Here is a 24,035-nt window from a genome sequence, read left to right on the forward strand (position 1 = left end):
CATGACCGAGATCCGCACGCCCCGCCTCCTCCTCCGCCGCTGGACCGACGACGACCTCGCCCCCATGGCCGAGATCAACTCGGACCCGCAGGTCATGCGCTGGGTCGGCGACGGCTCGGTCCGCGACCTGGACGAGACCGCCGAGGCCGTCGAGCGCTGGGAGGAGGAGTGGGACGAGGAGGGCTTCGGGCTCTTCGCCGTCGAACTGCTCGCCTCGGGCGAACTGATCGGCTTCGCCGGCCTCTCCGTACCGGAGTATCTGCCCGAGGTACTGCCCGACGTGGAGATCAGCTGGCGGCTCGGCGCCCAGTTCTGGGGCCAGGGTTACGCCTCCGAAGCCGCCCACGCCGTACTGGAGTTCGCCCTCCAGGACCGGGGGCTTGAGCGTCTCGTCGCCGTGAACCGGCTGGGCGACGACCTGTCCGAGAACGTGCTCCGCAAGCTGGACATGGTCCTCGACCGGGAGACGAAGCACCCGGAGTACGGCTTCGCGCTGAACATCCACACCATCGACCTCAGCGAGTACGAGGCCTGAGCACCGCGTACGCCACCACGAACGCGGTCACGAGCAGTCCGGCCCCGACGCCGAAAGCCAGGTGGTAGCCGGAGGTCAGCGCCTCGGCCTCGCTCGCGCCGCCCGCGAGCAGGCGCTCGCTCCGCGAGGCCGCCAGCGTCGACAGGACGGCGACGCCCACCGCCATCCCGATCTGCTGGGTCGTGTTGAACAGCCCGGAGGCGAGCCCCGCGTCCTCCTCTCCCGCGTCGGACATCCCGAGCGACGTCAGCGCGGGTAGGGCCAGCCCGAAGCCGGCGGCGAGCGGCATCAGGGGCAGCACGTCGGTCGTGTAGGTCGCGTCGGCGGGTATCCGGGTGAGCAGTACGAGGAGGGTGATCAGCAGCAGGAGGCCGGTCAGCAGGACGTTGCGCTCGCCGAAGCGGGCGTTGAGCCGGGCGGAGACGCCCAGTGACACGGCGCCGATGACGATCGCGGCGGGCAGCATCGCGAGGCCGGTCTCGCCGGCGCCGTAACCGAGCACCCGCTGGAGGTGCAGCGCCAGGATGATCTGGAACGAGAACAGCGCGGCGACCATCAGCATCTGAACCGCGTTGGCTCCGACGACAGCGCGCGAACGGAAGATCCGCAGGGGCATGAGCGGGGTCGCGGCGGTCGCCTGGCGGGCGACGAACGCGCCGACGAGGGCGGCGGCGAGGGCGCCGAGACCCAGGGTGTGCGCCGAGACCCAGCCGTACCGCTCGACCTTGACGACGGTGTAGATGCCCAGCATCAGGCCCGCCGTGATGAGCAGCGCGCCGCTGACGTCGGCGCCGGCGGCGAGGCCGCGCGTGCGCCTGCCCGTGCCGGTGCTCTTGCCCGCGCCGGTGCTGGTGCCGGTGCTCGTGCTGGTGCCGGTGCCTGTGCCTCTGTCGCCGGGCAGGACGCGGACGGCGAGCGCGAGGGCGGCGAGCCCGATGGGCAGGTTGATGAAGAAGATCCAGTGCCAGTTCAGTGCGTCGGTGAGGAGCCCGCCCGCCACCTGGCCGATGGAGGCTCCGGCCGCGCCGGTGAAACTGAAGACGGCGATGGCCCTGGCCCGTTCCGCCGGCTCGGTGAAGAGCGTGATGAGGATGCCGAGGCTGACCGCCGCCGCCATCGCGCTGCCGACGCCTTGCAGGAAACGCGCCGCGATCAGTACGGCGGGCGAGGTGGCGACACCCGCCAGGAGTGAGGCGGCGGTGAACACACCCGTACCCGCGAGGAACACGCGCTTGCGTCCCAGCAGATCGCCGAGCCGCCCGGCCAGGAGCAGCAGGCTGCCGAACGCGATCAGATACGCGTTCACGACCCAGCTCAGGCCCGCCGGGGTGAAGCCGAGGTCGTCCTGGATGGCGGGCATCGCGACGGTGACGATGGAACCGTCGAGGACGATCATCAGCATGCCGGAGGCGAGGACGCCGAGGGCGAGCGCGCGTGCGGTGTCTGCTGGCGTGCCGCTGCTTTTGCCTGCGACCGTGGCTGACTCGGGCATGGGGTCTCTCCTGTCGATGGATCGCCTCGATGGGCCGACAGGTGAGACCTTAATGGATAGTTCTGTTGCAGACTATCTTTCTCGGAAGTTCCTTGGCGCTCGGCTGCCTACTTCTCGCGCTGTCGCGCCCGCCGTGCCGTCCTCGGAGTCTCGGACGCGGCGGCCAACTCCCCCTCGGCCAGGGCGTTCATGAACCGCAGCAAGGTCTCGCGGTCACCGTCCGAGAGCCCCGCCAGCGCCTGCCGGTGCACGTTGTCGACGATCTCCTGGCTCCGTACGGCGAGCCGGGCGCCCTCCTCCGTGACGGCGATGATCCGCGCGCGCCGGTCCGTGCTTGACGGCTTGCGCTCGGCGAGTCCGGCCTTCTCCAGGGCGTCCACGGTGACGACCATCGTCGTCTTGTCCATGTCGCCGATCTCGGCGAGCTGGATCTGGGTGCGCTCCTCCTCCAGCGCGTGCACCAGAACGCAGTGCATCCGCGCGGTGAGTCCGATCTCGGCGAGCGCGGCCGACATGCGGGTGCGCAGGACATGGCTGGTGTGATCGAGGAGGTAGGAGAGGTCCGGCTCGGTGCGGGTGGGTGTCATGGCGGTCATGTTCATCAGCGTAACAATTCGGCCCGTTGCGGATTATCCGGAAGGGTATTTGCTAGGGAGTCCCGGCCTCTGCGTAGCCTTCGGCCCATGGATGAGACGACGGACATGGCGGACGGTCTGCGCGAGCGCAAGAAGCGGCAGACGTACGAGCGCCTGTCCGAAACGGCGATCGCGCTCTTCCTGGAGAGGGGCTTCGAAAAGGTGTCGGTGGCCGAGATCGCGGCAGCCGCCGAGGTCTCGAAACCGACGCTGTTCCGCTACTTCCCCACCAAGGAGGACCTGGTCCTGCACCGCTTCGCGGACCACGAGGACGAGGCGGCGCGGGTGGTGACCGGTGCGCGCGGGGCGGGCCCGGCGCTGGACGCGCTGCACGCGCACTTCGCCGACGGGCTGGCCCGCCGGGACCCGGTGACCGGGCTCAACGACGATCCGCGGGTGCTGGCCTTCCATGGCCTGCTGTACGGGACTCCGTCGCTGGTCGCGCGGGCGTACGCGTACCAGCGCCGGTCGGAGGCGGCGTTGGCGGGCGCACTGGGAGGCGCGCCCGGGGGGCCGGTAGGGGTGCTGCTCGCGGCCGGGCAGATCGTCGCCGTGCAGCGGGTGCTCGCCGAGGAGAACTGGCGGCGGATCGCGGCCGGCGAGAGCGCCGACCGCGTGTACCCGGACGCGGTGGTGGCGGCGGAGCTGGGGTTCGGGCAGCTGCGGGACGGGTTCGCGTCCGGCGGCCGAACCTAACTGATGCTCGGTATCAAACTTTACTTGGTTGCGTTATTCTCGATGGAATGACGTCACTCGACCATGAGCTGAGCCATGCGCTCGGCGAAGAGCGGACCTACCACGACATCTGCCGTACGGCCCTGAAGGGCATGATCGACGGTGCGGACGAACGGGTCGCCACCGGCGCGGACGTCTCCGCCTCCGGGGCCGACGCGGAAGTTCTCGGCTACCAATTCCGCAGCCATGCCAAGGAGTTGGCGGAACTCCCGGAAGGCCCGCTGTTCTTCGGGCGGCTGGACTTCGGGACGGAGGACGGCGCGGAGGACGGCGCGGACGATGGCACCGGGGACGGTACCAAGGCCGGCGCCGGCGATCACGCCGGGCAGAGCTATCACATCGGCCGTATCCGCGTCAGCGAACACCCCGCGTCCCCGCCCCTCGTGATCGACTGGCGCGCCCCGGTCTCGCGGGCCTTCTACCAGGCCCGCGCCGCCGACCCGCAGGGCGTCGCCGTCCGCCGCCGGTTCGGCTGGGCGCCGTGGAGCAAGGGACTGTCGGAGGACCTGACGGGCCTGGAGGACGAAGTCCTCCGGCGGGCCGGGCCCGGCACCGTACGCGCGAACACCGCCCCCGGCGCGATCCTCGCCGGTGAGATCGAGCGCCCCCGCGTCGGCCCGATGCGCGACATCGTGGCCACCATCCAGCCCGAGCAGGACGATCTCGTACGCGACGAGGTCGCCGTGTCCGTCTGCGTCCAGGGCGCCCCCGGCACCGGCAAGACCGCAGTCGGCCTGCACCGTGCCGCGTACCTCCTCTACACCCACCCCGACCGGATCAAGCGCGGCGGACTGCTCATCCTCGGGCCCAACCGCACCTTCCTCTCGTACATCTCCGAGGTCCTGCCCTCACTTGGCGAGACGGGTGTCCGCCAGTCCACGATCGAGGACGAGGTCGCCCGCCACCCGGTCCGGGCCGAGGACGACGCGGCCACGGCGCTCGTCAAACACGACGTGCGGATGGCGGCCGTGCTGCACCGCGCGCTGTACGGGCGGGTGCGTACCCCCGCCAACTCCCTTGAGGTGCCCGACGGTTCGTACCGCTGGCGGGTTCCGGTGGCGGAGCTGGCACGGATCGTCGCCGACGTACGGGAGGAGGCACCGCCGTACGCGATCGGCCGCGAGCGCGTCCGCACCCGCGCCGTACGGCTGATCCAGCGGCAGGCCGAGCGGCGCGCGGGGGTCATGAACAACGCCTGGCTCCAGAGGATCTCCCGCGCCCGGCCGGTGTCCGCGTTCGTGGACGAGGTCTGGCCGAAGGTGAGCCCGGAGGAGGTCGTGGCGGAGCTGCTGTCCGATCCGGACGGGCCGGCGGGTCCGGCCGACGGCATCCTCGACGCGGACGAGCGGGGCGCGCTGAGGTGGACGCGGCGCCGTTCCGCGCGTACGGTCCCGTGGTCGGCGGCCGATCTGCTGCTCCTGGACGAGGTGGCGGGGCTTCTCGAACGCCAGGAGAGCTACGGCCACATCGTGGTGGACGAGGCGCAGGACCTCTCCCCGATGCAGTGCCGCGCCATCGCCCGCCGCGCCGGATTCGGCTCGCTGACCGTGCTCGGCGATCTGGCGCAGGGCACCACCCCGTGGGCCGCCCGCGGTTGGCGGGAGCACCTGGCGCATCTGGGGGCGCCCGACGCCTCGGTGGCCCAACTGACCGTCGGATTCCGGGTGCCCGGGGCGATCGTGGCGCTGACGAACCGGCTGCTCTCCACCCTGGGGGTGGACGTACCGCCCGCCACGTCCCTGCGCGCGGACGGTGACCTGCGGATCGAGAGGGTGCGGGAGGCGGCGGGGATGGGTGCGGCCGTGGTGGACGCGGTCCGTGCGGCGCTGCCGTACGAGGGGTCGGTCGCCGTCATCGCCGCCGACACCGATCTGGCGCGGCTGCGCGAGGCACTGACCGCCGCGGGTCTTGCACCCGCGTCACCCGGCGAACTGGGCGCCCGCGTCACGCTGTTGGCCGCCTCGCTCGCCAAGGGTCTGGAATACGACCACGTGGTGGCCGTCGAACCGGCCACGATCGTGGCGTCCGAACGACGCGGCGCGCACCGGCTGTACGTGGTGCTGACGCGGGCGGTGTCCCGGCTGCATGTGCTGCACAGCGCGGAACTGCCCTTCTGAAGCTGCCTACTTGGCGCTGCGGGCGCGGTGGTCGGCCAGGACCTCACGGATCACATGGCGGGCGTTGGCCGCGATCCGCGGGTTCGTGTGCAGGTAGTACGGGAGCTGGATCAGCGCCATCGACAGCGCCCGGCCGCGACCTCGCGCCCACGTCGCGTCGTCGGCGGCCAGGGCAGTGCGGAAGCCGTCCCGTACGCCGGCCGGGAAGAGGTTCCAGGCGGGGATCAGGTCGGAGGCGGGGTCACCCACCCCCATCGTGCCGAAGTCGATGACACCGCTGAGCCGTCCGCCGTCCACCAGCAGATTGTCCGGCATCAGATCGGAGTGGACCCAGACGGGTGGGCCGTCCCAGTCGGGTGCGCGCAGATCGGCGTCCCAGGCGGCGGTCGCCGCTTCGATGTCGATGGTCCCGCCCACCGCACCCAGGTCGCCCAGTTCACCCCGGTCGCCCAGCTCGCCCAGCTCGCGCAGGTCGGAGAGGGCGGCGCGGGTCGGGTCGTCGTCCTCGGCCAGTGGCCCGCTCCGGTAGGCGCGCGGCGCGTCCGTGGTGTCGAGCGGGCGCAGTGCCATGACGAAGCCGGCCAGGTCCGCCGCCAGCGGCCCCGGTTGGGCGAGCCGGCCGGCTTCCGGGTGCACACCGTCGAGCCAGCGGTTGACCGACCAGGGCCAGGGGTAGCCCTCGGCGGGCTCGCCCAGGCCGAGGACGGTGGGGACGGGCACCGGCAGACGCGGGGCGAGCCACGGCAGCCACCGGTGTTCCTTCGCCACGTCGGCCACGCCGCCCTCGATACGGGGGAGCCGTACGGCCATGTCGTCGCCGAGCCGGTACACGGCGTTGACGGTGCCGCCGGACGGGAAGTGCTCGACGGGGAGCCCGGCCCAGTGCGGGAACTGCGCGGCGAGCAGCCGGCGCACGAGATCCACGTCGGTCGGCACCTCGTCGGCGTGCATCACGCGGGGTCCTCGGGGCCGGGGTCCGCCGGGTTGTTCCGGGCGACCTCGTACGCGTACGGCAGCAACTCCCGTACCGGCACGGTCCGGAGGCCGTCCTTTGTCGGCACGATGACATCGACGCGCGGGAAGTAGTCCAGCAGCACCTGCCGGCAGCGCCCGCACGGCGGCAGCACACTCCGCCCGTCGCTCCCGTCGCGCCCGACGGCCACGACGGTGACCAGGTCGTACGCGCCGACGGCCGCGGCGGCGCCGATGGTGACCAGCTCGGCGCAGGGGCCACCGGTGAAGTGGTAGACGTTCAGACCGGTGACGATCCGGCCGTCCCGGTCCCGGGCGGCGCAGGCCACGGTGTGGTCGTCGCCCTTGGCGCGGGCGACGATCAGCCGGGTCGCGGTGTCGACGAGCTCATGATCGAGGTCTGCTGTCACGCGCGGAACGGTACTCGCGGCTGCCCCGGCCGGCCCACCGAAATACGGCGTCGGGGCCGCGCCGAACCCGGGCGAAATTGCTGTCCATGACCTGGTCCCGGCCAGGTAGCGTGCCGGACATGGCCGACATTCAGCAGCTCCGACTCGATCACGCTCCCGCACTGCTCGCGTTCGAGCTGGAGAACCGCGCCTACTTCGCCGCGTCGATTCCCGACCGGGGCGACTCGTACTTCTCCGCCTTCGCCGAGCGGCTCGGCGATCTGCTCACCGATCAGGCCGCCGGCCTGCTCTTCTTCCATGTGCTGGTGAGCCGCGACGGCGGTACGGCGGACGAGATAGTCGGGCGCGTCAACCTTGTCGACGTGCGGGACGGCACCGCCGAGCTGGGCTACCGGATCGCGGAGAAGGCGGCGGGCAGGGGGCTGGCGACGGACGCGGTCCGGCGGATCTGCGTGCTGGCCGCCGAGACGTACGGGCTCGGCACACTGCGCGCCAAGACGACCCACGACAACCTGGCCTCGCACACCGTACTGACACGTACGGGATTCGTGCCCACCGGCGAGATCGACATCAGCGGGCGCCCGGGGACGACCTACATCCGCACACTCAGCTGAGTTCCCAGCTCCCGGAATCCGAGGCCCGCCGCCACCCGCCGCGAGGCGTACGGCCGGGCCCGCCACTGCGGCAGCAGACCGGCGCCGAGCGCGTGCGACACGGCGGCCGACGCGACGATCCCGGCCAGGCCCCGGCGGCGCCGGTGCGGGGCGACGAGGACGCACAGATGGGCGACCGCCCGCGGCCAGACCAGGTAACCGGCCGCCGCCACCACATCCTCGCCCTCGCGCAGCAGGAACGCCGGCGAGGTGATCTCACCCAGCCCGCTCTCGTCCGCGTCGGCCGTCCCGACGGCGGCCAGCAGGGCGGCCGGCGCGGAGTCGCCCTTCTCCACCCGCCCAGGAGACCCGGGCACGAACCCGTCCCGCTCCAGGTAGAAGAGCGCGGCAGGCCCCAGCACGTCGAGCACCGGGGCCCTACCGCTCAGCGCCTCGCTGAGCCGGGCCGGGTCGACCAGTTCCGCGCACGACAGCTTCCCCGCCGCCTCGCGCATCGCCTGGGCGCCCCGCACGTCGGGCGCGGTGACGACGGCGGCGTCGCCGATCCGTACGATCCCGGCCCACCCCGGCGGACAGAGCAGCGAGCCGGGCGCGACCACGACACCGGCGGGGGAACCGAACTCGACCTGAACACCGGCGAGTTCGGTCCACAGCGCGCACGCCCGAGCGGTGACGTCGTCCATGCGGCAACGGTAGGACGGAACGCGAGCGTGCCGCGACGGACTTCTCCCGGTGAGGGCGCGGCGAATATTCGTGATGCGCTCAGCGGTGCCGGAGCTAGCATGCGCGGCCATGAGCACCGAACAGTCCGCCAGTTCGTCCCGTATCGACCCGTACCGCATCGACATCCCCCAACGCGACCTGGACGAGCTTCACGACCGGCTCGACCGCACCCGCTGGCCCGACGAACTGCCGGGCGCGGGCTGGGACTACGGCATCCCGGGCGACCAGCTCCGCGCGCTGGCGCACCACTGGCGGCACACGTACGACTGGCGGGCGGCCGAGGCCGAGCTGAACCGGTGGCCGCAGTTCACCACCACCGTCGACGGCGCGCGCATCCACTTCGCGCACATCCGCTCCCCGGAGCCGGACGCCACGCCGCTGATCATGACGCACGGCTGGCCGGGCTCCATCGTCGAGTTCACCGACGTGGCCGGCCCGCTCACCGACCCCCGCGCGCACGGCGGCGACCCGGCCGACGCCTTCCACCTGGTGCTGCCGGGCATCCCCGGCTTCGGACTCTCGGGCCCCACGCGGGAGAAGGGCTGGGAGTACCGTCGGGTGGCCGCCGCGTTCGCCGTACTGATGGAGCGGCTGGGCTACGAGCGGTACGGCGCCCAGGGCGGTGACTGGGGAGCGGCCGTCTCCCGCGAGCTGGGCCGCATCCGGCCGGGCCGGGTCGTCGGCGTACACCTCAATCTGCTGCCCGGCGGCGGCGCGGCGCACGAGCCGACCGGGGCCGAACTGGCCATGCTGAGCCCGCGGGAGCGCCGGCGCACGCGCGAATCCTGGGAGCGGGGACGGGAGTTCGCCCGCGACCGTCAGGGGTACGCCGACATCCAGTCGACGCGCCCGCAGACGCTGGCGTACGGGCTGAACGACTCGCCCGTCGGCCAACTGGCCTGGATCGCCGAGAAGTTCCACGAGTGGACGGACACGACGGACGGCCGCCCCTACGGCGCCGTCGACCGCGACCGGCTGCTCACGAACGTGATGCTGTACTGGCTGACCGGCACGGCAGGCTCGTCCGCCCGTATCTACTACGAGCGGACCCACGCGGACTACTGGGGTTCGCCGCCGGAGCCGTCCCCGGTCCCGACCGCGCTGGCCGACTTCCCGCACGACAACTTCATCCCCCTGCGCCACATCGCGGACCGCACGAACAACATCACGCGCTGGACGTCGTACGACAGAGGCGGCCACTTCCCGGCGCTGGAGGTCCCGGATCTGCTGGTGACCGACATCCGGGCTTTCTTCCGCACCTTGAGGGACTGAACGGGGGCGCCCGGGGGAGCCGGCGGGGCCGGCGTCCGGGCGCCCTGTGCGGAGCGGGAGATCAGGCCGCCCACACGCCGGTGGCCAGGCCGTTCGTCTGGAACTGGAACTTGAACTTGGTGCCGTTCGCCACATTGGTGGCGATCGTGTTCCACTGGCCCGACAGCGCGTATTTGTGGGCCGACTGGCAATAGGGAGCGCCGGAACTCGGGTCGAAGCAGACCTTGATGTATCTGTTCGTGTTGGGCCGGATATTGATGTCGGCGCAGTTGCTCGTGGTCGTGAGCCAGGTGCCGGTCGGGTAGCCCGTCGGGTAGTAGAGGTAGTTCGCCGACTTGGAGTAGGACTTGGCCGTGTCGTAGCAGGCCAGAACCGTGTTCTCGCCCTGCGGCGCGGCAGCGGCGGTGGTCGCGCCGCTGATCGTGCCGGCGGCTGCCAGCGTCAGACCGGCCGCGATGGCGCCCAGCCGGGTGGTGTTGTTCCGCATGATATTTCTTTTCCTTCCGCCCTGTTCTGCTCCGCTGTGCTGAATCCTCGGTCAGCCTCGCAGAGGGCAAAGTGAAGGCAAAGATGATTAATGGACACGTACCCCACGGCATTTGGCCCCTCCGTTTTTACGGAGCAGATCCGTCCGAGGCGGAGAGGAATTGCGGGTCATTCCGAATTTCGCCTTCCGGATTATCGGCGCAGGTCGAATTGCCTGCCGGACCATTTGTGTCGGCTGATCGACGGATACGGAATCGCGCCTTTCGCCGATTCCTGTTGGCGGGTGGGCGCGTCGGGGGCGGCGGCACGTACGAGGGCGTCGACCGCGGCGCGTCTCGGACCCGAGCACCTCGGACCCGGAGCCGACCCGGGTGGCGGCGTACCGCAGGCCCGGGTGCGCCCCGTCGAGGACCAGATTGTCCTCGGCCCGGTACGCCCGGCCCACCTTGCCCGGCCGGCCGGGTCGCCGAGCGTCAGCTTCACAAGACGCTCCGCCACATCACGCGCGTCGACCGGCTGCAGCTTCACGGGGCCCGCCCTGGTCAACGGCTCGCCGGGGTTGGTGATGGCGCCGGGTGGCCGGGGGACCGTGTGGCTGGGCGGCCGGGTGACTGGTGACCGGGGTGACCGGTGGGTCATTACGGGCATATCGTAGTTAGTGAGACAGGCCTCGGTCCGGCGGCGTCGGGAGGTCATCATGGTTGAGGGACTGGTCATAGGGGTCGTAGCGCTCATCTGCGTATGCGGGATCTACGCGATGTCGGCGGCCCGGGTCGTCAAGCAGTACGAACGCGGCGTGGTCTTCCGCCTGGGCCGGCTGCGAGAAGGCATCCGGAGGCCCGGATTCACGCTGATCGTTCCGTTCGTGGACAGGCTGCACAAGATCAACATGCAGATCGTGACGATGCCCGTCCCCGCGCAGGACGGCATCACGCGCGACAACGTGACCGTGCGCGTGGACGCGGTCATCTACTTCAAGGTGGTCGACGCGGCGGACGCGCTGATCCGGGTCGAGGACTACCGGTTCGCGGTCTCGCAGATGGCGCAGACATCGCTGCGGTCGATCATCGGTAAGAGCGATCTGGACGATCTGCTCTCGAACCGCGAGAAGCTGAACCAGGGTCTTGAGCTGATGATCGACAGCCCGTCGGTGGGCTGGGGCGTGCAGATCGACCGGGTCGAGATCAAGGACGTGTCGTTGCCGGAGACCATGAAGCGGTCCATGGCGCGCCAGGCCGAGGCGGACCGTGAGCGCCGCGCGCGGGTGATCAACGCGGACGCGGAGCTCCAGGCGTCGAAGAAGCTCGCGGAGGCGGCCCAGCAGATGGCCGGACAGCCTGCCGCGCTTCAACTGCGGCTGCTGCAGACGGTGGTGGCGGTCGCCGCCGAGAAGAACTCCACGCTCGTGCTGCCCTTCCCGGTCGAACTGCTCCGCTTCCTGGAGCGCGCGACACCGGCCGAGAAGGAACAGGCGGTGCGGGTGGTGTCGGACGCGGTGAAGAGGGCGCCGATGCCCCAAGCGATGGAAGGCAAGAAGGAATTCAAGGACGAGAAGGAAGACGAGAAGGAAGGCGGGAAGGTGGAGAGGAAGGAAGAGAGGACCCACGCCTCCGTCGGTCCGGGAGATATGGGCGGAGAACGCCGAGCCGGACGATGAGGAAGCGCGCCGTTCGAGGGGGGATCCGGACCCCGCCCAACGGGACACCACCGACGGCCCGTTCGGGGAAGCGTGGGGCCGCTGTTCAGATACGGCGTGCGGCCCACACCGTTCGCTCGGTACGGACCGTCAGGTCGTCGCGGCGCAGGATGCTGTGGGGGCCGGCGGTGTCGAGCAACTGGTCGAGCGCGGTGAGGTCTTCCGCCGCCAGCTCCTCGGCGACACCGCCGCGGAGACGGGTCAGGCTGCTGAGCGCGTAGCGGCCGACGGCCTCGGTGTGGGGCGGGCCCAGGTCGACGGTGATGGTGCGTTCGCCCTCGACGGTGAAGCCGGCGGCGGTCAGTTTGGGGCCCCAGTCGGCGCCGCGGTGGGGCAGGTGCTCGGTGTGGTGGCGGTCGATCGCGGCGTGGCAGCGTTCTTCGAGACCGGGGCGGTCCGCCGGGGCGTCCTCGGGCAGGAAGCGCGGGAAGCCGGCCAGTTCGACGACCGCGAACAGCCCGCCGGGCCTGAGCATGTCGTGGACTCGGCGGAGGGCGCGGTCGGGGTCGGCCATGTGGTGCATGGAGGCCGACGCCCAGACCAGTTCGGGCGCGCCGAGCTCGGGCCAGGCCCCGTCGAGGTCGGCCTCAACGGTCCGTACCCGATCGGCGAGACCGGCCGCCTCGGCCTTGTGCCGCAGGCGGTGCAGATGGCTGGTCGATGAGTCGACGGCGATGACGTGCGCGCCCGGGAAGCGCTTGAGCAGGGCGAGGGCGCCGGCGCCGGTCCCGCTGCCGAGATCCACGATGTGGCGGGGGTCCGCCTTGACGGGGAGCCAGGCGGTGATGGAGGCGATGTGTTCGGCGAGTACCTCGGCGTCCAGGTCGAGGATCTCCGACTGGTCGTCGGGGTTGTGGCCCGCTCCGTGGTCGTGGTCGTGGGCCGCGTGCGGGGAGGTGTCTGTCATGGCGCCCACGCTATGGGGATCATGAGCGTGCGGCCGGGTCGCTTTCCGGAAGAGCAAGATGCTGGTGCTCGGCCTGCTCGCCGCGCAAGAAGCGACGCGAGGAAGCGAAGAGGCGAAGGAGCAGGGGTACGGGCCTGGGCCCGGGGTCAGGGCGACAAGCTCTTCTCGTCCCCGGTCCTGTCCCCGCCGTCGTCGCCGCGCTGATGCCCCCGGCGCGCGTCACGGTCGAAGATGCCGAGAATGTCGCACGGCCCGCCTTCGGCGCCGAGCGCGTGCGGCAGCATCGTGGGGAACTCGGCGGCCTGGTTGGTCTCCACGCGGAAGCGCCGGTTCCCCAGGAGCAGGACGGCCGTGCCGGAGAGCACGACGAACCATTCGCGGCCCGGGTGGGCGCGCATCCGGGAGGGGCTGTCGGGCGGCGGGGTCGTCAGGCGCAGCCGTACGACACTCATGCCCGGGTCCGCCCGGACCGCCCAGCGCATCTGCTGGTGCGCGGCGTCGATCGTCGGGCTGGAGATGACGTCGTCCGCCGCCGTCTCGACGAGCTGGTCGAGCGTGGTGTCCAGGGCGCGGGCGAGGGTGACGAGCTGGTCCAGGGCGAGGCGGCGCTGACCGTTCTCGATTCGGCTGAGCGTGGAGGGGCTGAGCCGGGCGCGGCCGGCCAGCTCGTCCAGGGACCAGCCCTGCGCCATGCGCAGAGCGCGGATCCGTTTGCGTACCAGGCTGTCGAGATCGCCATCATCTTGCGTCATAGGCAACATGCTATGCCTCGTACGCAAAACCTGCTTACTGTCGGCCGTACCGGGCCCGCTCGGGCCCCGCTCACCGCGAGGAGAGGTACGCACATGCCGCTCAGGACGTCTGACGACGCGATCAACGCACTCGACCCCCGCTCCGACCTCCGCTCCGACTCCGGCCCCGACTTCCGTTCCGACTCCGGCCCCGACCTCCGCTCCGACTCCCGCGAGACCGTCGATGCCGTGGTGATCGGCGGCGGAGCCGCAGGCCTGAACGGCGCGTTGATGCTCGCCCGCTCCCGCCGCTCCGTCGTCGTGATCGACAGCGGCGCGCCCCGCAACGCGCCCGCCGACGGCGTGCACGGCCTGCTCGGTCTGGAGGGCGTCCCGCCGGCGGAGCTGCTGCGCCGGGGGCGCGAGGAGGTGCGCGGCTACGGCGGCAGCGTGCTGTCCGGCGAGGTGGTCTCCGCCGTCCCGGCCGCCCCCTCCGCCGACGGCGATCCGCGCTTCACCGTCACGCCGGCCGACGGCGGCACCCTGCGGGCGCGCCGACTGCTGGTCGCCACCGGCCTGCGCGACGTACTCCCCGACGTCCCCGGACTGGCCCGGCACTGGGGGCACGGCGTCGTGCACTGCCCGTACTGCCACGGCTGGGAGGTACGCGACGAGCCCATCGGCGTCCTGGCCACCGGCCCGGCCTCCGTCCACCACGCCCTGCTCTTCCGGCAGTTGACCGACGACCTGGTCTACTTCACCCGCGGCACCGACCTGGACGAGGAGACCCGCGCGCGCTTCGCCGCTCGCGGCATCCGGGTCGTCGACACCCCGGTGGCGGCGGTCGAGTCCACGGAGTCCGCCGGGTCCACCGAGTCCAGGGACGACGGCGGGATCGCGGGCGTGCGGCTGACCGACGGGCAGGTCGTGGCCCGCCGCGTTCTCGCCGTGGCGACGAGCATGCGGGTCCGCACCGAGGGCCTGGCCGGTCTGAACCTCCCGACGCAGGACCTGCCCGGCGGCATGGGCCACCACTTCGTCACCGGTACGGCCGGCACCACGCAGGTCCGGGGCGTATGGGTGGCCGGCAACGCCACCGACCCGACCGCCCAGGTCGGCGCGTCCGCCGCGGCGGGCGCGCTGGCCGGCGCGCACATCAACGCCGACCTGGCCACCGCCGACACCGATGCGGCGCTCGCCCTCGTGAACGCCTGAACGCGTGAACTCCTCAGCGCCTGAACGCCCGAGCGCGCCCGCCCTTGTGAACGCTCAGGTGCGTTCTTCGCGGGTGGCGCGCTTCGGCGCCGCCCGCACGTGCGCCCGTTCGCCCTGCTTGCCGATGAGGCTGAGGAACTCGACGGGCCCGGAGCCGGTCACTCCGAACCAGTGCGGGGTACGGGTGTCGAACTCCGCCGCCTCGCCGGGCCTGAGTACGAGATCGTGCTCGCCGAGGACCAGGCGGAGCGTGCCGTTGAGGACGTAGATCCAGTCATGGCCCTCGTGCGTACGCAGGACGGGCTCGACGTCGCCTCCCGGTGACGGGGCGGGCAGGACGAACTTGTACGCCTGGATACCGCCCGGCCTGCGGGTCAGCGGCAGCACGGTCGATCCGTCCTTGCAGGCGATGGGCCGCAGATTGATCCGGGGGTTGCCGGTACGGGGCGCGTCGACGAGCTCGTCGATCGTGACGCCGTAGACACGGGCGAGCGGCAGGAGCTGTTCGAGCGTGGGGCGCCGGAGCCCGGCCTCCAGTCTCGACAGGGTGCTGACCGAGATACCGGTGGCCTCCCCGAGGTGGGTCAGCGTGATGTCCCGGCCGAGGCGCAGCTGCTTCAGGCGGGGACCGACGGCATCGAGGGTGCGGCCCACTTCCGCGGCATCCGTTTCTGCGTCATCCATGCGCACCAGTCTGCCGCCGTTTTGCCGATCGGCAAACAATTTTGCACAACTCGCGGGGACTCGCCACGATCGTCCCCGCCCCGCCAGGGCGATCCCCGCCCGACCCACATCCGAGAGGCCCCGCCCCATGAGTACGAACCGGCCGAGCACGGACCAGCCCGCGCAGGCGGTGAGCGCCGTAACCGCCGCCCCCGACACGGAGATTCAGGACCCGCGCCGGCGCCGCGCGATCCTCATCACGGTCTGTATCGCCCTGATGGCCGTCATCGCCTCGGTGTCCGGCCTCAACGTCGCCCAGCCGGACATGGCTGTCGCGTTCGACGCCTCCCAGAGCTCGATCCTGTGGATCATCAACAGCTACACCCTCAGCCTGGCCGCGCTGCTGCTGCCGCTCGGCGCCGTCGGCGACCGCTGGGGCCGTAGGCCCGTACTGCTCATCGGTCTGACCGTCTTCGGTGTCGCCGGTGCGGCGGCCGGACTCGCCACGACGACCGAGGTCATGATCGCCGCACGCGTCCTGAGCGGTGTGGGCGCGGCGATGATCATGCCCGTCACCCTCGCCGTCATCACCTCCACCTTCCCGGAGGGAGAACGCGGGCGGGCGATCGGTGTGTGGACCGGTGTCGCCGGCGGTGGCGGCATCCTGGGCATGTTCCTGTCGGCCGCCCTTGTCGACGTGGCGAGTTGGCGGTGGCTCTTCGTGCTCCCCGTGGCGCTCGTGCTCGTCGCCGGCGTCATGACGGTGCGGTTCGTACCCGACTCGCGCGAGGCCTCGAAGCACACCTTCGACACGGTCGGCGCGCTGACCTCGGTGCTCGCCGTGGTCGGGCTCATCTTCGTCCTCCAGGAAGGACCCGAACGGGGCTGGACCGCCCCCGTGACGCTCCTGAGCCTGCTGGTCGGCGTCCTCGCCGCCGCCGGCTTCGTGGCGTGGGAACTTCGCCGGCACGCACCGCTCCTCGACATCCGCCTCTTCCGCGAACGGGGCCTGGCCAGTGGGTCCGTGGCGCTGCTCGCGGTCTTCGGCGTGCAGGCCGGGATCTTCGTGGTGCTCTTCCCCTTCCTCCAGGCCGTACTTGGCTGGTCCGGCCTGCGGTCCACGCTGGCGCTCATGCCGATGGCCGTGCTGATGATGGCGACCTCCGGCCTCGCGCCGCGCCTGGCCGAACGCGTCGGCAGCCGCTCGACCATGGCCCTCGGAATCCTGCTGGGCGGCGCGGGCCTCGCCCTCATGGCCACCCTCGTCTCCGTGGACGGCGGCTACCTCTCCGTACTGCCCGGCATGCTCGCCATGGGAATCGGCATGGGTCTGACGATGACCCCGGCCACGGAGGCCATCACCGGCGCCCTGCCCCGGGAACGCCAGGGCGTCGCGTCCGCGCTCAACGACGTCACGCGGGAGTTCGGCACGGCACTCGGCGTCGCCCTCCTCGGAGCGCTCCTGTCGTCCGGCTACCGGGGCGCCATCGACAGCCAACTCGACGCCGTACCCGAGGAAACGGCCGATACAGCGCGCGAGGGCATCGCCAACGCCCTGGAAGCCGCCGACAGTTCGGGCCCGCACGCGGAGGCGCTGATCCGGGCGGCCCAGGACTCGTTCGTCGACGGGTGGCAACAGGCGATGTGGGCGGGCGTCGCGGTCATGGCTCTCCTGCTCCTCTACATCCTCGCCCGAGGCCCTCAACGCCGGTCGCCGCGCTGAGAATCCCGCCCGCGCCCCCGGACGCCCCCCAGACTTCGGCGTATGCGCAGCTACCAATCCCTCTTCCGCACCCCCGAGTTCACACCTTTCCTGCTCTCCTTCGCCGCCCTCGCCGCCGCCCAGACGATCGCAGGTCTGGCCCTCGGGACCCTCGTCTTCCGCGCCACCGGGTCCCCGTTCCTGTCGGCGGTGAGCATGTTCGGGCCGCAACTGGCGCAGTTGCTGGGGGCCACGTTCCTGCTCTCGGGCGCCGACCGGCTGCCCCCGCGCGCGATCCTGTCCGGTATCGCCCTCGCCTTCGCGGCGGGCACGGCGATCCTGGCGCTGCCCGGCCTGCCCCTCTGGGCGGTCTTCGCCGTCCTGCTCGCGCAGGGCCTGGTGGCGTCGCTGGGCGGGGGCGTGCGCGGGGGACTGCTGAACGAGATCCTCACCAAGGACGGCTATGTGCTTGGCCGTTCGGTGTACAACATGCTCTGGGGCCTGACACAGATGGCCGGTTTCGCGACGGGCGGCGTACTGCTGGCGCTCCTGTCCCCGCGGACCTGTCTGCTCCTCGCGGCGGCGCTGTACCTGGCGTCGGCCCTGGTCACCCGCCTCGGCCTCACGGCACGCCCACCACGCACCTCCGGCCGCATGTCCGTCACGGCGACGTGGCGCACCAACGCCCTCCTGTGGTCCTCCCGCCCCCGCCGCCTCACCTACCTCGGCCTGTGGGTCCCCAACGGCCTGGTGATCGGCGGCGATTCGCTCTACGTCTCCTACGCCCCCGAAGCCGCCGGCACGCTCTACGCGTGCGGGGCGCTGGGCATGTTCCTGGGCGACCTGACGGTGGGCCGCCTCGTACCGCCCGCACTGCGCCCCCGTCTCACGACCCCGCTGCGCCTGCTGCTGGCGGTTCCCTACCTGTTCTTCGTCCTGCGCCCGGGAGTCGCGCTGTCGGCGGTGGCCGTCACGGCCGCCTCCGCCGGCTTCGCGGCAAGCCTGACCCTCCAGGAACGCCTGCTGTCCCTCACCCCCACCCACCTCACGGGCCAGGCCCTCGGCCTGCACGCCACGGGCATGGCCGCCATGCAGGGCGCCGGCGCACTCCTCGCCGGCACCCTGGCCCAACTGACCTCCCCGGCAACGGCGATAACCCTGATGGCAACGGGATCACTCACGACGACCCTGACCCTCGCGACCCTCGCCAGACCCAAGGAACCGACCACCCCCGCGAAACCCGCGCCCACGGACTCCTAACCCACAGCCCCGCGGCCGTGTCGGGTGGAACACTTTTGCAAGCGGGTGCTTGCAAAAGTTAGCAAGTGTGGGCACCCTGGAGACATGGCATCACTCAACGTCGGAAATCTCGGTGAGTACCTCCGCGAGCAGCGGCGCAACGCGCAGCTGTCGTTGCGGCAGCTCTCCGAGGCCGCCGGGGTGTCCAATCCGTATCTCAGCCAGATCGAACGCGGTCTGCGCAAGCCCAGCGCGGACATCCTGCAGCAGCTCGCCAAGGCGCTGCGGATCTCCGCCGAGACGCTGTACGTGCAGGCCGGGATGCTCGATGAGCGGGAGCGTGAGGAGCTGGAGACGCGTGCCGTCATCCTCGCCGACCCGTCCATAGACGAGCGGCAGAAGCAGGTGCTTCTGCAGATCTACGAGTCCTTCCGTAAGGAGAACGGGCTCGGCAGCGGGAACACGGAAGCGAAGGCGACCGCGGGACCGGCCGGTAAGGGCGCCGGTACCGGTGACGGGGACGCCGACGGGGATACGCCCGGTACCGCCGGCGGCGGTGCCGACACCCCACCCTCACACTGATCCGGAGGACCACAGTCATGGCAATCGCCGATGACCTGCGCAAGACGTTCAGCGACCCGACCCCCCTCTACTTCGCGGCCGGTACGGCGGATCTCGCCGTCGAGCAGGCCAAGAAGGTTCCCGGGCTGATCGAGCAGCTGCGCGCGGAGGCCCCGGGCCGTATCGACGCGGTGCGCAACGCCGACCCCAAGCGGGTCCAGGACAAGGTCGCCTCGCAGGCGAAGGAAGCGCAGACGACCGTTCAGTCCAAGGTCAACGAGGTGCTCGGGTCGCTCGACACCGACCTGAAGAAGCTCGGCGAGACCGCTCAGGACCTGGCGCTGCGGAGCGTCGGTGTGGCCGCGGAGTACGCGGTCAAGGCCCGTGAGACGTACGAGAAGGTCGCCGAGCGCGGCGAGCAGTCGGTACGGAGCTGGCGCGGCGACGCCGCGGACGGGGTGGCGGAGATCGCCGTCGCCGTCGAGCCCCGGTCCGGCGCGAAGCAGGCGACCCGGCCCGCCGCGGCCAAGCCGGCCGCCGCCAAGCCCGCTGCCGCCAAGCCCGCAGCGGCGAAGACCGCGCCCGCAAAGGCATCGGTCAAGAACGAGACCAAGGCCAAGCCGGAGGCCAAGGCCGCCGGTGCGAAGCCCGCCGCGCGGAAGACCGGCGCCGGCAGCGGCACCACCGCCAACGCCGCCGTCCGCAAGCCCGCCGCCCCCGCGAAGAAGCCCACACCTCCCGCGAGCAAGTAGGCGAACACTCGCCAAGCGGACAGCTACAGAGACGGACCGGGCACCACAGGGGTGCCCGGTCCGTTGTACGGGTACCTTGGCGGCACATGATGGGGACAGAAAGGGGCGGTGGGTAACGTGTTGATGGCCGGCTTCGACGGGCTCGTGGCGATGTTGAGTATCCCGCTGAGCGTGTTCAGCGTCTTCGCGCTGGTCGACGCGTTCATCCGGCGTGAGGACGCGTTCCGCGCGGCCGACAAGCAGACAAAGCCGTTCTGGCTGATCATTCTTTCGATCGCCCTCGTGGTGAGCCTGATCTTCCCGATCCTCAGCTTCCTGCCGATCATCGGGCTGATCGCGGTCATCGTGTACTTCGTCGATGTGCGCCCCGCGATCAAGCAGGCCGGCGGCGGGGGCGGCAGCCGACGGGGCGGCTCCAGCAGCGACGGGCCGTACGGGCCGTACAACGGCGGTCGCTGAGCCGGGCAGGACCGGGCCAGGCCGAGCCGGGCAGGACCGGACCGGGCCGGGCCGGACAGCGCCGATACCGACCGGGCGGAGCGGGGCGGCCGTCCCGCTCAGACCGTGACCGGCGCCGCCCCCGGCACCTGCTCCGCCGCGCGCACGCGGTCCAGCAGCAGCACGGCCACGTCGTCCGTCAGCTCGCCGCCGTTCAGCTCGCGCACCTGAGCCACCGCGGCCTCCAGCAGTTCCTCGCCGCTCAGCCCCCGCGCCAGCTGGTCGGTGATCATCTCGACCATGCCGTCCTGGCCGAGCCGCTGCTTCGTATCCGCCCCGACGCGGCCCTCTATCAACCCGTCCGTATACATCATCAGGCTCCACGCCTCGCCCAGCTCGACCTCGCGGCGCTGCCAGCTCGCGCGCGGGAGCAGGCCGAGCGCGGGGCCGCCCTCGTCGTACGGCAGCAGCTCGGGCGCCCGGCCGTCGCGGACGACCAGCGGCGACGGATGGCCCGCCAGGCAGAGCCCCGCCCGCCGTCCGTCCGGCGCGATGTCGATCGTGCACAGCGTCGCGAAGATCTCCTCGCTCTCCCGCTCGTGCTCCAGGACCTTCTGGAGTGTGGCGAGCAGTACGTCCCCGCTGAGCCCGGCGAAGGTCAGCGCCCGCCAGGCGATCCGGAGCTCCACCCCCAGCGCGGCCTCGTCCGGGCCGTGGCCGCAGACGTCGCCGATCATCACGTGGACCGTGCCGTCGGGCGTACGGACCGTGTCGTAGAAGTCGCCGCCGAGCAGCGCACGGGAGCGGCCCGGCCGATATCGGGAGGCGAAGCGCAGATTCGAGCCCTGGAGGAGCGGGGTGGGCAGCAGTCCGCGCTCCAGCCGGGCGTTCTCCTGGGCCCGCAGCCGGGACTCGGTGAGCTGGCGCTGAGCGACGTCCGCGCGCTTGCGTTCGACGGCGTACCGGATCGCGCGGCTGAGGAGCCGGCTGTCGAGTTCGTCGCGGAAGAGATAGTCCTGCGCGCCCACGCGCACCGCCGCTGCGGCACGCTCGCTGTCACCCTCGGCGGCCAGCGCCAGAACGGCGTGGCGGGGCGCGAGCCGCAGCACATGCTTGAGCGGCGCGAGGCCGTCCAGGTCGTCGTCGCCCCGGCCAGGCAGGGCGAGGTCCACGAGGATGCACTGGATGTCGTCGGTGAGCAGCCGTTCGGCCTCGGTGAGGTTGCGCGCGGTACGGATACGGACCCGGGTGCCGGCCGCGTCGGGCAGTTCCGGCGCGTTGAAGGTGCCCGCGGGATCGTCCTCGATCACCAGGAGCGTGAGGTCGCCTCCCGCGCCGGAGGTCTCCGGGGCGGGCGCACTCTCGACTGTCGAGCCGGTGCGCTGTCGCGGCACCGGTACAGGTACGGCCATCGGTCTGTGAGTCCTTCCCTCCCCCCGAGGGCGCGGTGGAACGACGATCGACGCCCCACCGACCGGGACCCTAGCGCTAGCCGACCTCCGAAAGGAATGGCGTACGGAACGCCGTACGGAGAAGATCCCGCGCCATATGCCGCTTCCCACCACGCATCCGGCACGATCGGCCCATTCGGAGGGCCCGAAACGGCCATGACAAACATCACGTGGGAGGGGGTGAGAGGGACGAGAGGGATGAGGAGGGGTGAAAGGGATAAGGGGTGTACGGGACCTCGCGGGCCCGAGCCCACGCGGAACCGAGCGCCCGCGAACCCGTCCTACTTGTCCGGCCTCACGACCCCGAGAATGAGCATCGAGCCCGCCCCCGTCAGCGTCACGTGCCGGCCCGGCCGCGGCGCGTGGACGATCGAGCCGTCGCCCACGTACATCCCCACATGGCTCGCGTCCTCGTGGTAGATGATCAGGTCGCCCGGCCGCATGTCCGCGACCGGGACGCGGGGGAGCAGCCGCCACTGCTCCTGCGAGGTACGCGGGATGACCTTGCCGGCCGCCTTCCACGCCTCGGAGGTCAGCCCCGAGCAGTCGAACGACCCCGGGCCCTCGGCGCCCCACACGTACGGCTTGCCGATCTGCGCCGTCGCGTACGCGATCGCCGCCTTGCCCTGGGCGCTCGCCTTGCCGTTGATGTCCTTGAGCGTGCCCGAACCCAGCCAGGCCGCCTGCGCCTTGGCCGCTTCCTGCTGCTCCAGCATCAGCAGACGGTCGCGCTCCTCCTTCTCCAGCCCCGCCTCGATCTTCTTGGCGGCCTTTATCTGCCGGCTGATCTCGTTCTTCGCCTTCGCCTGCTTGAGCCGGTTCGCTTCGAGCTTGGTCCACTCGACGCCGGCCTTTTTTGTGTACGCCGTCAAGTCGTCCTGCGCCTTGGTCATTTGACCGAGGAGGTCCTTCGTCGCCTTCTGGCCGCGCTGGATCCGGCCGGCTCCGTCAAGGAAGAGCTGCGGGTCGTCGGTGAGCAACAGCTGGGCCTCGGGCGGCAGTCCGCCCGCGCGGTACTGGGCACGGGCCGCGGCGCCCGCCTGGCGCTTGAGCCTGTCGATCCTGACCTGGCCGTCGACGATCCGGCTGGCCAGCCTGACCAGTTCGGCCGACTGGTTGTCGGCGCGCGCCTCGGCGAGGTTGTACGCGTCGGTGGCCGACGCGGCCTTGCTGTAGAGCCCGTCGATCTTCCTGCGCGTCGCTTCCAGCTTCGAGTCGTCCGCGCCGGTCACCTTGTCCTCCGCTCCCGGCGGCAGCGACCGGTCGAACGGCCGGGGCGCGACCGGCGGATCGCTCGGCGATGCGGGGAGCGCGGGGGAGTTGGGAAGCGCGGGGGATGCCGGAGCCGTCGGCGACGCCGGAGCCGCGTACGCCTGGTTCAGCAACGCCGGTGACGTGAGCACCGACAGAGCGCAGACGACGGTGATCGCGGCTGTGACACAGCGGCGTCGGTTCACGAGCTCCCCCTATCTGATTTACTGTCAGTAACTGTTCTCCGCCGACGTGATCGTGCCACGCCGATCCCCGGAACGACAGAGGGCACTTCCGGCCGACGGTCGTATCCAGGGCGTGCCCTACCCGTGAGGGACGAACAGCCCGCCCCTCACGTTCCCTTGAACGCATCCGTTTCGCCAGAGTTCGGCTTCAGCGCCGCCCATTCCACCGTTACTTCACCCTGCCGCCATCTGCTCCGCCCGCCACCCGCCGCCGGGCCGGCCAGCGGCCAGTCCGCCGACAGATCCTCGACGGCCCTGAGCCACCGCTGCCGCGCGCCCAGCGAGGCGTACGGGGCCGCCGCCGCCCACGCCCGGTCGAAGTCCCGCAGGAACGCGTGCACCGGTTCCCCCGGCACATTGCGGTGGATCAACGCCTTCGGCAGCCGCTCCGCCAGGTCCGAAGGACGGTCGAGCGAGCCGAGCCGGGTCGCGAAGGTGACCGTGCGCGGACCCTCCTTACCGAGGGCGACCCACACATGGCGCCGCCCGATCTCGTCGCATGTCCCCTCCACCAGCAGCCCGCCGGGTGCGAGCCGCGCGCGGAGCCGGGTCCAGACCTCGGCGACCTCGCTCTCCTCGTACTGCCGCAGGACGTTCGCCGCCCGGATCAGCAGCGGGCCGCGGCCGGCGCCGGTCCGCTGCTGTGCGGCATCCGGCAGCGGGATCTCGAAGCCGCCGTGCACGAAGCTGAGCCCGTCCTCCTCGTAAGGAAGCGCCGCCGCGACCCGCGCGGGATCGATCTCGACTCCCACCACCTCGGTACGCGGCTCGGCCGCGCGCAGCCGCCGCAGGAGCTCGACCGCGGTCCAGGGCGCGGCGCCGTATCCGAGGTCGACGGCTACGGGGTCGGCCGAGCGGCGCAGTACGGGTCCGTGTACGGCGGCGATCCAGCGGTCCATACGGCGCAGCCGGTTCGGGTTGGTCGTACCGCGCGTGACCGTGCCCACTGGACGGCGGGGCGAGGAGGGCTGGCGCGCGGGCATGCGCGTGAGCCTAACGACCTGACGAGGCACCGGTCCCGCACCCGACGAGGCACCGGTCCCGCACGCGGGTGTCCCCGACCCCCGCCGATGGTTGAGCGGCCGAGCTAACGATTGGGCAAAGCCGGAAATGAACCGGGCCCGCTCCGGTGTTACGCGCCCATAGAGGGTCCCCCATGCCCTCTCCTAGTCATGCTCCGAGCGAGAGGCCGT

At 71.4% G+C, this 24,035-nt stretch carries 24 protein-coding genes; 12 read left to right on the plus strand and 12 right to left on the minus strand.

Annotated features, from left to right (window positions below):
* Position 1: 1 nt before the first annotated feature.
* Positions 2-535 carry a GNAT family N-acetyltransferase gene (locus tag OIE74_RS20955; protein ID WP_329385924.1) on the plus strand — a complete coding sequence of 178 codons (534 nt, stop codon included), beginning with the start codon at positions 2-4 and terminating at the stop codon, positions 533-535.
* On the opposite strand, the gene OIE74_RS20960 is transcribed toward OIE74_RS20955, so the two are convergent.
* Both OIE74_RS20960 and OIE74_RS20965 read right to left on the minus strand, forming a co-directional pair.
* The gene (locus OIE74_RS20960) at positions 516-2,027 is read right to left on the minus strand and encodes an MFS transporter (RefSeq protein ID WP_443076178.1); all 1,512 of its coding nucleotides are present in this window, start codon (positions 2,025-2,027) and stop codon (positions 516-518) included. The two genes, OIE74_RS20955 and OIE74_RS20960, sit on opposite strands and share 20 nt — an antisense overlap.
* Before the next feature lie 107 nt (positions 2,028-2,134).
* Positions 2,135-2,623, minus strand: coding sequence for a MarR family winged helix-turn-helix transcriptional regulator (locus OIE74_RS20965; protein ID WP_329385926.1), 489 nt, complete (start codon positions 2,621-2,623; stop codon positions 2,135-2,137).
* 87 nt (positions 2,624-2,710) lie between these two features.
* On the opposite strand from OIE74_RS20965, the gene OIE74_RS20970 reads away from it, so the two are divergent.
* Both OIE74_RS20970 and OIE74_RS20975 read left to right on the plus strand, forming a co-directional pair.
* On the plus strand, positions 2,711-3,358 hold the full coding sequence (locus OIE74_RS20970; RefSeq protein ID WP_329385929.1) for a TetR/AcrR family transcriptional regulator: 648 nt from the start codon (positions 2,711-2,713) through the stop codon (positions 3,356-3,358).
* Positions 3,359-3,405: 47 nt separating this feature from the next.
* The gene (locus OIE74_RS20975) at positions 3,406-5,514 is read left to right on the plus strand and encodes a HelD family protein (protein WP_329385931.1); all 2,109 of its coding nucleotides are present in this window, start codon (positions 3,406-3,408) and stop codon (positions 5,512-5,514) included.
* A 6-nt stretch (positions 5,515-5,520) separates the two neighbouring features.
* Here the strand turns inward: OIE74_RS20975 and OIE74_RS20980 are convergent, their stop codons facing one another.
* Entirely contained in the window at positions 5,521-6,465 is a 945-nt protein-coding gene (locus OIE74_RS20980; protein ID WP_329385933.1) for an aminoglycoside phosphotransferase family protein, read from the minus strand.
* Entirely contained in the window at positions 6,465-6,896 is a 432-nt protein-coding gene (locus OIE74_RS20985; RefSeq protein ID WP_329385934.1) for a cytidine deaminase family protein, read from the minus strand. The genes OIE74_RS20980 and OIE74_RS20985 overlap by 1 nt, the downstream gene beginning before the upstream one ends.
* 119 nt (positions 6,897-7,015) lie before the next feature.
* Between OIE74_RS20985 and OIE74_RS20990 the strand changes: the two genes are divergently transcribed.
* Positions 7,016-7,510, plus strand: coding sequence for a GNAT family N-acetyltransferase (locus tag OIE74_RS20990; protein WP_329385935.1), 495 nt, complete (start codon positions 7,016-7,018; stop codon positions 7,508-7,510).
* Here OIE74_RS20990 and OIE74_RS20995 read toward each other — a convergent pair.
* Positions 7,489-8,193 (minus strand): GNAT family N-acetyltransferase, encoded by a 705-nt coding sequence (locus OIE74_RS20995; protein ID WP_329385937.1) that lies wholly within the window; start codon positions 8,191-8,193, stop codon positions 7,489-7,491. The two genes, OIE74_RS20990 and OIE74_RS20995, sit on opposite strands and share 22 nt — an antisense overlap.
* 109 nt (positions 8,194-8,302) lie before the next feature.
* Between OIE74_RS20995 and OIE74_RS21000 the strand changes: the two genes are divergently transcribed.
* Positions 8,303-9,505, plus strand: coding sequence for an epoxide hydrolase family protein (locus OIE74_RS21000; protein ID WP_329385939.1), 1,203 nt, complete (start codon positions 8,303-8,305; stop codon positions 9,503-9,505).
* Positions 9,506-9,566: 61 nt separating this feature from the next.
* Here OIE74_RS21000 and OIE74_RS21005 read toward each other — a convergent pair whose 3' ends face one another.
* Positions 9,567-9,992, minus strand: a complete 426-nt coding sequence (locus OIE74_RS21005) for a hypothetical protein (protein WP_329385941.1) — start codon at positions 9,990-9,992, stop codon at positions 9,567-9,569.
* Positions 9,993-10,688: 696 nt separating this feature from the next.
* On the opposite strand from OIE74_RS21005, the gene OIE74_RS21010 reads away from it, so the two are divergent.
* Positions 10,689-11,648, plus strand: coding sequence for a slipin family protein (locus OIE74_RS21010; RefSeq protein ID WP_329385943.1), 960 nt, complete (start codon positions 10,689-10,691; stop codon positions 11,646-11,648).
* A gap of 85 nt (positions 11,649-11,733) precedes the next feature.
* Here OIE74_RS21010 and OIE74_RS21015 read toward each other — a convergent pair whose 3' ends face one another.
* The gene (locus OIE74_RS21015) at positions 11,734-12,594 is read right to left on the minus strand and encodes a class I SAM-dependent methyltransferase (RefSeq protein WP_329385945.1); all 861 of its coding nucleotides are present in this window, start codon (positions 12,592-12,594) and stop codon (positions 11,734-11,736) included.
* A gap of 146 nt (positions 12,595-12,740) precedes the next feature.
* Positions 12,741-13,346, minus strand: a complete 606-nt coding sequence (locus OIE74_RS21020) for an XRE family transcriptional regulator (RefSeq protein WP_329385946.1) — start codon at positions 13,344-13,346, stop codon at positions 12,741-12,743.
* A 93-nt stretch (positions 13,347-13,439) separates the two neighbouring features.
* On the opposite strand from OIE74_RS21020, the gene OIE74_RS21025 reads away from it, so the two are divergent.
* The gene (locus tag OIE74_RS21025; RefSeq protein ID WP_329385948.1) at positions 13,440-14,540 is read left to right on the plus strand and encodes an NAD(P)/FAD-dependent oxidoreductase; all 1,101 of its coding nucleotides are present in this window, start codon (positions 13,440-13,442) and stop codon (positions 14,538-14,540) included.
* Positions 14,541-14,594: 54 nt separating this feature from the next.
* Here OIE74_RS21025 and OIE74_RS21030 read toward each other — a convergent pair whose 3' ends face one another.
* Entirely contained in the window at positions 14,595-15,224 is a 630-nt protein-coding gene (locus OIE74_RS21030; RefSeq protein ID WP_329385950.1) for a helix-turn-helix domain-containing protein, read from the minus strand.
* Positions 15,225-15,351: 127 nt separating this feature from the next.
* Between OIE74_RS21030 and OIE74_RS21035 the strand changes: the two genes are divergently transcribed.
* From OIE74_RS21035 to OIE74_RS21055, 5 genes are all read left to right on the plus strand, one after another.
* Positions 15,352-16,926 (plus strand): MFS transporter, encoded by a 1,575-nt coding sequence (locus OIE74_RS21035; RefSeq protein WP_443076179.1) that lies wholly within the window; start codon positions 15,352-15,354, stop codon positions 16,924-16,926.
* Between the two features lie 42 nt (positions 16,927-16,968).
* Positions 16,969-18,165 (plus strand): MFS transporter, encoded by a 1,197-nt coding sequence (locus tag OIE74_RS21040; RefSeq protein ID WP_329385951.1) that lies wholly within the window; start codon positions 16,969-16,971, stop codon positions 18,163-18,165.
* A gap of 84 nt (positions 18,166-18,249) precedes the next feature.
* Positions 18,250-18,726 (plus strand): helix-turn-helix domain-containing protein, encoded by a 477-nt coding sequence (locus OIE74_RS21045; protein WP_329385954.1) that lies wholly within the window; start codon positions 18,250-18,252, stop codon positions 18,724-18,726.
* Between the two features lie 17 nt (positions 18,727-18,743).
* A complete protein-coding gene (locus OIE74_RS21050) occupies positions 18,744-19,457 on the plus strand; it encodes a hypothetical protein (protein ID WP_329385956.1) in 714 nt (237 codons plus the stop codon).
* A 123-nt stretch (positions 19,458-19,580) separates the two neighbouring features.
* Positions 19,581-19,916 carry a DUF2516 family protein gene (locus OIE74_RS21055; protein WP_329392372.1) on the plus strand — a complete coding sequence of 112 codons (336 nt, stop codon included), beginning with the start codon at positions 19,581-19,583 and terminating at the stop codon, positions 19,914-19,916.
* A 98-nt stretch (positions 19,917-20,014) separates the two neighbouring features.
* On the opposite strand, the gene OIE74_RS21060 is transcribed toward OIE74_RS21055, so the two are convergent.
* From OIE74_RS21060 to OIE74_RS21070, 3 genes are all read right to left on the minus strand, one after another.
* The gene (locus OIE74_RS21060; protein WP_329385958.1) at positions 20,015-21,307 is read right to left on the minus strand and encodes a PP2C family protein-serine/threonine phosphatase; all 1,293 of its coding nucleotides are present in this window, start codon (positions 21,305-21,307) and stop codon (positions 20,015-20,017) included.
* A gap of 320 nt (positions 21,308-21,627) precedes the next feature.
* On the minus strand, positions 21,628-22,803 hold the full coding sequence (locus OIE74_RS21065; RefSeq protein WP_329385960.1) for a C40 family peptidase: 1,176 nt from the start codon (positions 22,801-22,803) through the stop codon (positions 21,628-21,630).
* Positions 22,804-22,949: 146 nt separating this feature from the next.
* Entirely contained in the window at positions 22,950-23,825 is an 876-nt protein-coding gene (locus tag OIE74_RS21070; RefSeq protein ID WP_329385962.1) for a class I SAM-dependent methyltransferase, read from the minus strand.
* Between the last annotated feature and the right edge of the window lie 210 nt (positions 23,826-24,035).

This window comes from Streptomyces sp. NBC_01716 (assembly GCF_036248275.1).
Lineage (GTDB): Bacteria > Actinomycetota > Actinomycetes > Streptomycetales > Streptomycetaceae > Streptomyces.